This is a genomic window from Micromonospora sp. NPDC006766, assembly GCF_040636055.1.
GTDB lineage: Bacteria > Actinomycetota > Actinomycetes > Mycobacteriales > Micromonosporaceae > Micromonospora.
On record NZ_JBEYIX010000089.1, the window covers coordinates 1 to 10,883 of the forward strand.

Below are 10,883 nucleotides of genomic sequence, written 5' to 3' on the forward strand. Positions count from 1 at the left end.
CCCCGCATCCCACTATATTTTTGGTTGTGTGTTTTTTTCTTTTTTGGGATCTCCTTATCGCCAGGGGGGGCCGGGGGGCGGCCCGGGGGGGGGCCCCCCCCCCCCCGACCCGTATCCGCGGGATCGAGCCGGACTATCGGCGCTCGCGCCGATCGCGGCTGTCGAAGGAGCGCTCGCCGTCGCCGTCCCGGTCTCGGCGTACGGTCGCCTTGCGGCCCTTGATCGTGCTGTCCCGCAGCCCCCGGATCACCTCGTCGGCGAGCGCGTACGGGACCTCCACCAGGGAGAACCGGTCGGCGATCTCGATCGAGCCGATGTCCCGGCCGCTGGCCCGGGTCTCCCCGGTGATCGCCCCGACCAGGTCCTGCGGCCGGACCCCGGCGCGCCGCCCCAGCCCGATGAAGACCTGCGTCGTACCGCCAGCGCGGGGCCGCCCGCCGCGCCGCTCCCGGCCCTCGGGCCCCGGTCGGCCCTCCCGGGCCGGGCGGACCGGCACCTGCGGGATCTCCTCCTCCTCGTCCGAGGTCCCGGGCAGGGTGGCCTCGTGCGCCAGCCGCACCGCGGCGAGCGCCACCTCCATCAGGTCGAACTCGTCGGTCAGCGACTCCACGATCGCCCGGAACGGCTCCAGGTCGTCCTCCAGCAGCGACTCCCGCAGCGCGGCCTGGGTCAGCTCCAGCCGCCGGGTCCGCAGGTCCGCCACCGTCGGGATCTTGTCGACGGTGATCCGCTGGCCGGTGACCCGCTCGATGGTCTTGAGCATCCGGTGCTCACGCGGCTCGGCCAGGGTGATCGCCACCCCCTCCCGGCCGGCCCGGCCCACCCGGCCGATCCGGTGCACGTACGACTCGGGCGCCGAGGGCACGTCGTAGTTGACCACGTGGGTGAGCTGCTCGACGTCCAGGCCCCGGGCCGCCACGTCGGTGGCCACCAGCAGGTCGGCGGTGCCCGCCCGCAGCCGGCCCATCACCCGGTCCCGCTGCTCCTGGCTCATCCCGCCATGCAGCGCCTCGGCCCGGTAGCCCCGGCCGTTCATCGTCTCGGTGAGCCGGTCCACCTCCTCCCGGCTGCGGCAGAAGACGATCGCGGCCGTCGGCGACTCCACGTCCAGCACCCGGCCCAGCGCGGCCGGCTTGTGCGCCCGCGCCACGATGTACGCGCTCTGCCGCACCCGGGGCGCCTCGCCGGCCACCGGCCGCTCGCGTTCGATCTGGATGCGGACCGGATCGGTCAGGTGCTTGCGGGCCAGCCCGTCGATCCGCGCCGGCATGGTCGCCGAGAAGAGCACCGTCTGCCGCTCGGTCGGAGCGTGCTCCAGGATCGCCTCGATGTCCTCGGCGAAGCCCATGTCGAGCATCTCGTCGGCCTCGTCCAGCACCACGGTGCTCAGCGAACCCAGCCGCAGGGTGCCCCGGGCGATGTGATCCAGCGCCCGGCCCGGCGTCGCCACCACCACGTCCACGCCCAGGTCGAGGGCGCGCAGCTGACGGCCGATCGGCTGGCCGCCGTAGATCGGCAGGACCCGGGTGCCCAGGTCCTTGCCGTACCGGTGGAACGCCTCGGAGACCTGCACCGCCAGCTCCCGGGTGGGCACCAGCACCAGCGACACCGGATCCCCACCGGGCCGGTCGTCGGGCATCCGCTGCAACAGCGGCAGGGCGAAGGCGGCCGTCTTGCCCGTGCCGGTCGCCGCCTGCCCGAGCAGGTCCTGGCCGGCGAGCAGCGGAGGGATCGCCTCCCGCTGGATCGGGGTCGGTTCCTCGTAGCCGAGCGCGGCCAGCGCGCCCAGCAGCTCGGCGCGCAGCCCGAGATCCGCGAAGGTGGTTGCCGCGTCGGCGGCGTCGGGGAGGGTGGTGTCGGTCGGCGTTGGTGCGGAACTCATGTTCCAAGCTTTTCATCACCTGCCGCGAGCCGTCGCGGCGACCGGCACAACCGTCGGCATGGCCACTTTCCGGCCGCGGTCAGCGCGCCTCGACCGGCACCCGGGCCTCGGCGAGCAGCGCCGGGCCGGCGTACGCCACCGGGGTGGGCGCCGGCGCCGGACGCAGGGCCGCCAGCTGCTCGGCGCTGAGCGCGTACACCACCCGGCCCAGGCCGGAACGTGCGATCGCCGTCGCGCACATGCCGCACGGCTGGCAGCTTGTGTACATGGTGGCGACGGCGGCCGCCTCGGCGGGCAGGTGCCGGGCCGCCCAGCGGGCCAGCTTCAGCTCCGGATGCGCGGTGATGTCGGCGTCGGTGCGCTCGCTGTTGACCTCCTCGGCCAGCACCCGCCCCTCGGTATCGACCAGCAACGACCCGAACGGTCCGTCCCCCGCGTCCCGGGCGGCGACGGCCAGCTCGATGGCCCGCCGCAGATGACGTTCGTCGGTTTCGGTCAGCACACTCATTCCATGGGCATTCCCCACGGGACGTCGCGGCACACCGCAGACGGATAGCCTGACGGCGTGCGTACGGTCGAACTGCTCTGCTCGCGGGAGCTGGACGGGGCGGTACGGGCAGCCTGGCACCGGCTGGCCGAGGCCGGGCTGCCCAGCCTGGCGCGCAACACCCACCCGACCAACCGCCCACACCTGACCCTCGCCTCGGTCGACGAGTTCCCACCCGGCACCGAGCAGCGTCTCGCCGACCTCTGCGCCGCGGCATTGCCCCTGCCCGCCCGCCTCGACCGGGTGGCAGTGTTGAGCGGAAACTCCCCGCTGGTCTGGCTCGTCCGGCCCGGCCCTCAGCTGGTCGCCCTGCACGGCGCGGTCTGGGACGTGCTCGCCGAGGCCCCCGGCCCGCACCCGTGGCACCTGCCCGGGCGTTGGGTCCCGCACCTGAGCCTGGCGTTGCGGTTCGGCGATGCCGACCGGCGCCGAGCCCGGGCGGTGGCCGGGCTCGACCGGCCGGCCGGGGAGTTCGTCGCGGCGCGCAGCTACGACAGCGACACCCGCGCGGTCATCGACCTGCTCGCCACGGGTCCCCGGCTGACCGGCTGACGTGCGGCCCGGGCCGAACGGTGCCCGTGCCAGCATGAGGCATGACCCCGACCAGCATCGACGGCCGTTCATTGGCCGGGCTCGCCGCGCTGCTCGCCGACCACACCCGGGCGAGCTTTTGCCTGGCCCTGCTCGACGGGCGGGCCTGGACGGCCGGAGAGCTGGCCCGGGCCGCCGGGGTGGCCCCCTCCACCGCGAGCGAGCACCTCACCCGGCTGGTGCGCGGCGGGCTCCTGGTCGAGGAGCGGCAGGGCCGGCACCGGTACGTCCGCCTCGCCGACGCGTCGGTGGCCCAGCTCATCGAAGACCTGGCCGGGCACGCCCCGGCTGCCCCGACCCCGCCGCGCACGCTACGCGCCGCCTCGGCCGGCGCCGCCCTGGCGTACGCCCGGACCTGCTACGACCACCTGGCCGGCCGGCTCGGCGTGCTGCTGCACGACGCCTTGCTGGCCCGGGGCGTGCTGGACCGGACGGATGGCCTCGCGCTCAGCCCGGCCGGTGTGGGGTGGCTCGCCGGAATCGGCGTGCCGGTCGAGCCGCTGCGGGCCGCCCGCCGGCCGCTGGTCCGCGACTGCCTGGACTGGACCGAGCGCCGTCCGCATCTCGCCGGAGCGCTCGGCGCGGCGCTGTGCGGCCGCTTCCTCGACCTCGGCTGGACGGTACGCGGCACCGGCCGGGCTGTCCGCCTCACCCAGGCCGGTCGGCCCGCCCTCGCCGCAGCCCTCGGCGTCGACGCGGCGGACCTGACTCCACCCCGCGACAGCACCGCCCACCGCGCCTGACCGCCGCCCGTCGACAGTTCGGCGCAGCCCGAAGGAAACGCGCCCTACCGTCGGCCAATGAGCTGGCCGACCATTCCGCCCCTACCCGACACCCGCCGGCGGGCCGCCGGTACCCGTCGACGGCGGGTGGGTCGTCACCCGGCACGCTGACGTGTCCGCGGTGCTCACCGAGGTCGAACTCGACCAGGCCGGGGATCGGGTCGACGTCATGGCCCGGCTGGCGCGGCGCGTACCCCTGGCGGTGCTGGCGGCGCGGCTCGGCCTGGCGGATCCGGCGGTGGTCGGCCCGGTGGTGGCGGCGGTGGCGGCGGCCTACCACGGCGGCGCGGACCCGGCGGTGGTGGCGCGCGCCGACGAGGCGGTGGCCGCGCTGCTGCTCCGCTTCGACGCGGCCAACCGCGACCCGGTCGTGTTCGCCGAGCCGGACCGCTTCCTGCCCGGCCGACCCGGCGGGTCCCTGACCCTCGGCGGCGGCCCCCGCGGCTGCCCGGGCGAGCGGCACGCCCGGGCCCTGGCCGCCGGGGTGGTTGACGTGCTGCGCCGCCGCTGCCACCCCACCGCGGCCGTGATCCGCTACGCGCCGCATCCCACTCTTCGCGTTCCCACGAGCATTGAGGTGACCGTTCGATGAGCGACCGTGCCGCCGCCTTCCACGCCCTGCACCGGCCGGGCCGACCGCTGCTGCTGCCCAACGCCTGGGACCACGCCTCCGCCGCCGCACTCGCCGCCTGCGGGCATTCGGCGATCGGCACCACCAGCCTCGGGGTCGCCGCCGCGAGCGGAAAGCCGGACGCGGCCGGTGCGACCCAGGACGAGAATCGCGACCTCGCCCGACGGCTGCGCGAACTGCCGGTGCTGCTCACCGTCGACGTCGAGGGCGGCTTCAGCGACGACCCGGCGGCGGTGGCCGACTACGTCGCCGAGCTGGCCGCGCTCGGCGTGGTGGGGGTGAACCTCGAGGACGGCCGCCCGGACGGCAGTCTCGCGCCGACAGAGCTGGCCGCCGCCAAGATCGCCGCAGTGAAGGCCGCCGTGCCGGGGCTCTTCGTCAACGCCCGCACCGACGCCTGGTGGCTCGGCGTGCCCGAGCCGCGGGACGAGGCACTGCGCCGGGCTCGGGCGTACCGCGAGGCGGGTGCGGACGGCCTGTTCGTACCCGGGGCACCGGACGACGCCGTCGGGCTGCTCGCGGCGCAGGCCGGCCGGCCGTTGAACGTGCTGCACCGCCCGGGCGGGCCCGGCCTGGCCGAGCTGGGCCGGCTCGGGGTGGCCCGGGTCAGCACGGGCTCCCTGCTGTTCCGGGCGGCGCTCGGCGCGGCGCTGGACGTCGCCGACGCGGTCCGGGCCGGCCGGGAGGCCGACCTGCCCGACGTGCCCGCGTACGGATGGGTGCAGGAGCTGACCGAGCGGTTCCGGACCGACGGCCATCGTTAGGGGGATACAGGAGAATTGTTCGTGGAACCGGCGTTCCTGGTCGTTACGGTGTGTTCAGTGCCAATCACACCGTGGTCTGCCTGGAGAGGGGACCGACCATGCGAGTGCCCAGCCGAAGCGCCGACCAGCGCCCGGACACTCGGGTGCCGGATCTGGCCGCCTATCGGACGGCAGTGGCCGAGTTGCTGATCGAGGCGGGTGCCCTGGCGGACGCCCCATCGACCAACGCCCGCCAGGTGCTGCTGGACCAACGGCTGTGCGAGCCGGCCATCGCCACGGTCCTCGACGCCACCCCGCAGGGGCTCATCGGCGCCCGGGAGACCCTGCTGCTGGAGCTGGCCCGCCACCAGTCCGGCGACCGCGGCACGGCATCCGACCTCACCGCGCTGGTCCGGAGCTACCTGCTCACCCGCATCGACCTGATGTGGTGGCGGGACACGCCGGCCTTCCTCACCGACCAGCAGGTCGACACCAGCACCGACCTGGTGGACCTGGAGTGGCTACGCCGGCGCGGGCTGCTCGCCTTCCGCTATCAGGAGCAGCCCGCGACCGTCGCCGGCCGCGGGTGGCGGGCGGTGCGACGGCGGCTGCTGCCGGACGCCACCCCGCGCACCGCCGAGTTGGTGTTCCGCCGCACCCGGCGCGAGGTGGTCGCCCTGCTCAACGACATCGGGCGGCAGTTCGCGCTGGCCGCCCCGCCGGGCACCCCGCCGCTCTGGGTCACCAGCCTGGCTCGCAGCGCCGAGCACCAGTACCGGCTACGCCGCCTCGGGCACGCCGCCACGCTGCCCAGCGCACACTGCCTCGGCTGGGCGGCCGACCTGGAGCTGGCCTGGTTCCGTCGCTTCGACGCCCGGGACACCCTGGCGGATCTGCTGCTGGCCCGGCAGGCGGCCGGTGAGATCAACGTGGTCGACGAGGGCCAGATCTGGCACGTCTGCCTCGCGCCCGCCGCCCGTCGCCGCCTCCGCCGGGCGTACGAGGCCGAGATGGGGGTGTGAGTCCGGCCCGGCGCGCTTGACCCTGACACCATGTCAGGGGCGAGCGTGAGGGGGCCATGTTCACCATCGGAGAATTCGCCGCACTCGGCCGGGTGTCGGTTCGGATGCTACGGCACTACGACGGCATCGGGCTGCTCCGCCCGGCCGCCGTCGACCCGCACACCGGCTACCGCTACTACTGGGCGGCACAGCTGGGCCGGCTCAACCGGGTGATCGCCCTCAAGGACCTCGGGCTCACCCTGGACCAGGTCCGGGCCATCCTAGACGACGAGGTCGAGGTTTCCGAGCTGCGCGGCATGCTGCGGTTGCGCCGCGCCCAGCTCGCCGCGCAGGTCGCCGCCGACACCGCCCGGCTGGCCGGGATCGAGGCGAGGCTCCGAATGATTGAGACGGAGGGTCGAATGACCACTGAGGACGTCGTATTGAAGGAGACCCCGGCGGTGCGGATCGCGGAGCTGACGGCAGTTGCCGGGAGCTACCAGCCGCTCGACATCAGCCCGGTGATCCAGCCGCTCTACCCGGAACTGTTCCGCCGACTCGACAAGGCACAGGTGAGCCCGGCCGGGCCGGCCATCGCCTGGTACGAGCCGGAGGGCGAGGGCGAGGCGGTAGTCGTGCACGCCGGGGTGACCGTCAGCGTGGGCCCGGCGGCCGCCCGGGACTTCGCCGTGGTCGACCTGCCGGCGGTGCGCACCGCCGCGACCCTCGTGCACAACGGATCGATGGACGAGGTCGAGGTCAGCATGCAGGTGCTCGCCCGCTGGATCGAGGAGAACGGCTGGCGAGCCGAGGGACACGCCCGCGAGGTCTACCTCGACTACTGCCCGGATGAGCCGGAGCAAGGCGTGACGGAACTCCAGATCCCGGTCTCCCGCCGCTGACGGCAGTCGGCGCGGTCGGCCGGCGGCGGGCACGTGAGGTCCGATAGCCGCCAGCACCTACCGCCCGCCCGGGCCAGGCTGGAGGTGTGACGACGACTACCGGGTATCTGGTTCAGCCGATGCCGGGCGAGGCGCTGGCCGAGGTGCGGCGCACCGGCCGGGACGCGTCCGGCCAGCCGCCGCAGCGGCTCACCGCCGAGGGAGGTGAGCCGCTGCGCTGCTGCCTCCGGGACGCCGCCGCGGGCGAGCCGCTGCTGCTCTTCGGGTACGCCCCGCCGCTGCCGGCCGGCCCGTACCGGGAGGTGGGGCCGGTCTTCGCCCACGACGCCGACTGCCCCGGTCCGGCCCATGACCCGGGGTATCCGCCGAACTGGCGAGGACGAGCCCAGGTGCTGCGGGCGTACGACCGCCGGGGCCGCATCGTGGGCGGCCGGCTCCACGACGGCGACGACCCGGAGCACATCATCGACGAACTGCTCGCCGATCCGGCGGTGGACCGCCTGCACAGCCGCAACGTCGTGTACGGCTGCTTCATGTTCGCCATCGCGCGCTCGCAGCCCGATGTGGACAATCGTCGCCGCCGCCTCTAACGTCGCGGCATGCGCCGGATTCTCCTCGCCACCGGTCTCGCCCTGCTGCTCGCCGGCACCGGCTGCGCCGCCAGCGAGCGGCCCCCGGCCTCTGCGGCCGGCGCGCCGACCGCCTCCCGGCAGGACGCCAGCCAGGTCGAGCGGACCCTGGCCAGCCTCCGCAAGGTCGACGACCTGCCGCTGTACGAGATGACCTACGTCGGGGACTATGACCCGACGGTCGGCATCTCCGGCACCGCCGAGGCGAGCCCGTTCGGCTGTTCGCTGTTCGCCGCGCTCGGCGACCGGAGCCGCCCGCTGTTCGGGCGCAACTTCGACTGGCAGCCGAACCCGGCGCTGGTGCTGCGCACCGACCCGCCCGACGGGTACGCCTCGATCTCGCTGGTGGACATGTCCTACCTCGGCGTCGGGGACGACCCGACCGGGGACCGCCGCCTGCTCGACGCGCCGCTGCTGCCGTTCGACGGGATGAACGAGCGCGGCCTGGCCGTGGGGCTGGCCGCCGACGACGGGGCGACCGCGCGACCGGTGCCGGGCCGCCCGACCGCGGGTTCGGTGCGCATCCTCCGGCTGGTGCTCGACGAGGCAGCCACCGTGGACGAGGCGATCGCCGTGTTCGAGCGGTACAACCTCGACTTCGGGGGCGGGCCGCCGCTGCACTACCTGCTCGCCGACGCCACCGGCGCCTCGGCGGTGGTCGAGTTCGTCGACGGCGAGATGCGGGCGGAGCGGGGCCGGGGCACGTGGCAGGCGCTGACCAACGTGCCCGCCGTCGGCGTGGCCGACCGCGACCTGCGCCGGGACCACCGGTACGGGCTGCTGGCAGAGGCGCTGGACCGGGCCGGCGGGGCGGTGGACGCGCCGACCGCGCTGCGGATGCTCGGCTCGGTGCGGCAGGCGCACACCCGCTGGTCGGTGGTGTACGGCCTGAAGACGGGCGAGGTGCGCCTGGTCACCGCCGGCGGCGGCGAGCGCGCCTACCGGCTGCCGATGAGCTGAGCCGATTCGGCGGGTTGGGGCTGAGTCTCCACACACTGCGCCGCGTGTCGTAGCATCTGCCCGATCCAGTCGTGCCCGGATGCTGTGGCGACGTCGGCCAGACCGGCCAGTCCGCGGGCGTGTTCTTGTTCGCTGAGGCAGTTCCGGGCGGTGCGTACGGCGTCGGCGAAGCTCCGGGCCGCTTTGCGGTGGCTGCCGCGAGCGAGGTGCAGTTCGCCGAGGCAATTCAATGCCATGGCCTGATCCAACGGGAGCTCCAGGTCGGCGAAGACGCGCAGCGACCGCAGCAGGGGCGCCTCCGCGTCGGCGCCGGGAATATTCATGTTTATCAGGCCAAGGGTGCGCAGGTTGATGGCGCAGCCACGTTGGTCGCCGTGCTGCTGGTACAGGCTGACCGCCCGAGCAACCTGGCGCTGTGCCAGCACGTACTGTGCGAGGCAGTAGTTTGCCCAGGCCTGGTGGCCGTAGGTCACGGCCTGGCCGAGCGTGTCGCCGAGGTCGCCGAACGTCCGCATTGCTCGGCGGAAGTGCGTCATGCCGGTGTCGACGTCGCCGATCTCGACGAGGCCGAGTCCGAGGTTGTTGTGGGAGACAGCTTGGGCCCAGAGGTCGGCATCCCGTTCGGCGGCCTCGACGGCCAGCCGGTGGGTGAAGATCCAGCGGTCGAGCGTCTTGGACAGGAAGAAGTAGTCGCGCATCCAGTAGGCGAGCTGCCAGCATGCCGCGTTCCAGTGTCGCTCGAAGGTGAGCTTGATCAACGCGACGATGTTGTCGAGTTCGGTGAAGCACCAGGCGACGGCGGCCGCCCGGGAGTCGAAGGCCAGTGGCCCGGCCGGCGGGTCGGCCGCCGGTGCGGGCTGGAAACGGTACGGCGAGAGGGTGACGCTGGCGGCGCGTACGGCGTGCAGGTAGCCGGCGACCAGACGACGCAGACCCGCGTCACGGGGCCCGAGCTCCATGCGTCGGCCGGCCAGGTCCCGTGCGAGTGGGGCCAGCAGGTCGTGGAAGCCGTACCGTGCGTGGGAGTCGCTCGTGAGTAGTCCGCTTCGGTGCAGCCGGGCGAGGTCGGTGGCGACCCGTTCGGCCGGTTGCTGGAGCAGCCAGCCGGCCGCTGTGGCGGCCAGCGCGGGTCCCGGATGCAGGGCGAGATGGGCAATGGTGGTGCCGTCAAGGGCGGAGAGCGAAATCAGCGCTGCGCTCAGGGTGTCGGCCAAGCGCCGTTCGTCGTCCTGGAGAACCTCGGCCGGCCGGTCCGCGGTCGACAGGCGCGCGGCGAGCTCCGCGGCGGTTGCCGGGGGGTTCCCGTCGAGAAGTGCCGCCGCGATGCGCAGCGCGAGTGGATGCCCGGCGCAGGCGTCGGCGACCTTCATCACGTCCGGGCTAGGCGCTTCGGGTTCGGCGCCGAGAACCCGGAGCGCTGCTGACGCCGCCAGCGGGCCTACGGGCACGACGGCGTCGGCATCGAGCGCGGGCAGACTGTTGCGGCTGGTGATCAGCACGGCGCAGCCGTGCGTACCGGGGATGAGGGGCTTCACCTGCCTGCTCTGCCTGGCGTTGTCCAACACGACGAGCAGCCGCCTGCCGGAGAGGACGCTCCGGTACAGGGCGACCCGGTGGTGCTCGTCGGCGGGAATCGCGTCGCCGTCCAGGCCGAGTATGCGTAGGAAGGTGTCGAGGACCTGGGTCGTGGGGACCGGTTCGTTGTCGCCGTAGCTCGCGAGATCGGCGAACAGGCAGCCGTCGGGATAGTCCGTCGCGAGGGTGTGGGCGGCGGTGAGCGCGAGGGCCGTCTTGCCGATCCCGGCGATTCCGTGCACCACCACGGTCGGAACCTGGCCGGGCTGATCGGGTCCGGGTCGGAGGCAATCGAGGATGGTGTCCAGGCAGGGGTCGTCACGGTGAAAGCGGGTGGGCGCGGGCGGCAGCATCGCCGGGATGATTCTGCGGGCCCTGCCACGGTGCGGGTTCATGGCGCGGTCAGCCTCGGCGAGCCGGACGAGCAAGCCGCCTGCCGCGAGCGCCGCGTCGAGGATCGCGGCCGCCTCGCGGTTGGGGGGCGCGATACCGTTCTCCAGCTTGGACAGGTAGCCGCGCGTGTAGTGGACCCGCTTCTGCAGCGTACTGAGCCATTCCGCGCAAGCGGGTGGTAGCAGTCAGTAGCTGCCTGGAATGCCGGGAAGGCGTGAGACGCGCCAGATCAGGTCCGGTACGAAGA

Annotated in this window: 11 protein-coding genes; 8 read left to right on the top strand and 3 right to left on the bottom strand. The window is 73.8% G+C overall.

The genetic code is table 11. The features are described from left to right. Positions 1–133 precede the first annotated feature (133 nt). Together ABZ671_RS31640 and ABZ671_RS31645 are read right to left on the bottom strand one after the other, a co-directional pair. Complete coding sequence (locus tag ABZ671_RS31640) at positions 134–1,882, bottom strand: DEAD/DEAH box helicase (RefSeq protein WP_357864984.1); 1,749 nt, start codon at positions 1,880–1,882, stop codon at positions 134–136. Between the two features lie 79 nt (positions 1,883–1,961). Further along, positions 1,962–2,384, bottom strand: a complete 423-nt coding sequence (locus ABZ671_RS31645; RefSeq protein ID WP_357864986.1) for a nucleoside deaminase — start codon at positions 2,382–2,384, stop codon at positions 1,962–1,964. A 63-nt stretch (positions 2,385–2,447) separates the two neighbouring features. On the opposite strand from ABZ671_RS31645, the gene ABZ671_RS31650 reads away from it, so the two are divergent. From ABZ671_RS31650 to ABZ671_RS31685, 8 genes are all read left to right on the top strand, one after another. Next, positions 2,448–2,981 carry a 2'-5' RNA ligase family protein gene (locus ABZ671_RS31650; RefSeq protein ID WP_357864988.1) on the top strand — a complete coding sequence of 178 codons (534 nt, stop codon included), beginning with the start codon at positions 2,448–2,450 and terminating at the stop codon, positions 2,979–2,981. A 41-nt stretch (positions 2,982–3,022) separates the two neighbouring features. Next, the gene (locus ABZ671_RS31655) at positions 3,023–3,763 is read left to right on the top strand and encodes a helix-turn-helix domain-containing protein (protein ID WP_357864989.1); all 741 of its coding nucleotides are present in this window, start codon (positions 3,023–3,025) and stop codon (positions 3,761–3,763) included. Between the two features lie 151 nt (positions 3,764–3,914). Then, positions 3,915–4,394, top strand: a complete 480-nt coding sequence (locus ABZ671_RS31660; protein WP_357864991.1) for a hypothetical protein — start codon at positions 3,915–3,917, stop codon at positions 4,392–4,394. Beyond that, on the top strand, positions 4,391–5,197 hold the full coding sequence (locus ABZ671_RS31665; protein WP_357864992.1) for an isocitrate lyase/phosphoenolpyruvate mutase family protein: 807 nt from the start codon (positions 4,391–4,393) through the stop codon (positions 5,195–5,197). The genes ABZ671_RS31660 and ABZ671_RS31665 overlap by 4 nt, the downstream gene beginning before the upstream one ends. Before the next feature lie 98 nt (positions 5,198–5,295). Next, entirely contained in the window at positions 5,296–6,198 is a 903-nt protein-coding gene (locus ABZ671_RS31670; RefSeq protein ID WP_357864994.1) for a DUF5715 family protein, read from the top strand. 56 nt (positions 6,199–6,254) lie between these two features. Then, positions 6,255–7,079: a MerR family transcriptional regulator gene (locus tag ABZ671_RS31675; protein WP_357864995.1), complete on the top strand. Its 825-nt coding sequence runs from the start codon at positions 6,255–6,257 to the stop codon at positions 7,077–7,079. Positions 7,080–7,165: 86 nt separating this feature from the next. After that, the gene (locus ABZ671_RS31680; RefSeq protein WP_357864996.1) at positions 7,166–7,669 is read left to right on the top strand and encodes a DUF1203 domain-containing protein; all 504 of its coding nucleotides are present in this window, start codon (positions 7,166–7,168) and stop codon (positions 7,667–7,669) included. Between the two features lie 9 nt (positions 7,670–7,678). Beyond that, on the top strand, positions 7,679–8,668 hold the full coding sequence (locus tag ABZ671_RS31685; protein WP_357864997.1) for a carcinine hydrolase/isopenicillin-N N-acyltransferase family protein: 990 nt from the start codon (positions 7,679–7,681) through the stop codon (positions 8,666–8,668). On the opposite strand, the gene ABZ671_RS31690 is transcribed toward ABZ671_RS31685, so the two are convergent. Then, entirely contained in the window at positions 8,647–10,491 is a 1,845-nt protein-coding gene (locus ABZ671_RS31690) for a hypothetical protein (protein ID WP_357864998.1), read from the bottom strand. The two genes, ABZ671_RS31685 and ABZ671_RS31690, sit on opposite strands and share 22 nt — an antisense overlap. Positions 10,492–10,883: the final 392 nt, after the last annotated feature.

Excerpts from the sequence above, each read along its gene's own strand:
- ABZ671_RS31640 (WP_357864984.1), bottom strand. The coding sequence starts at position 1,882 with ATGAGTTCCGCACCAACGCCGACCGACACCACCCTCCCCGACGCCGCC.
- ABZ671_RS31655 (WP_357864989.1), top strand. The coding sequence starts at position 3,023 with ATGACCCCGACCAGCATCGACGGCCGTTCATTGGCCGGGCTCGCCGCG.
- ABZ671_RS31665 (WP_357864992.1), top strand. The coding sequence starts at position 4,391 with ATGAGCGACCGTGCCGCCGCCTTCCACGCCCTGCACCGGCCGGGCCGA.
- ABZ671_RS31670 (WP_357864994.1), top strand. The coding sequence starts at position 5,296 with ATGCGAGTGCCCAGCCGAAGCGCCGACCAGCGCCCGGACACTCGGGTG.
- ABZ671_RS31675 (WP_357864995.1), top strand. The coding sequence starts at position 6,255 with ATGTTCACCATCGGAGAATTCGCCGCACTCGGCCGGGTGTCGGTTCGG.
- ABZ671_RS31685 (WP_357864997.1), top strand. The coding sequence starts at position 7,679 with ATGCGCCGGATTCTCCTCGCCACCGGTCTCGCCCTGCTGCTCGCCGGC.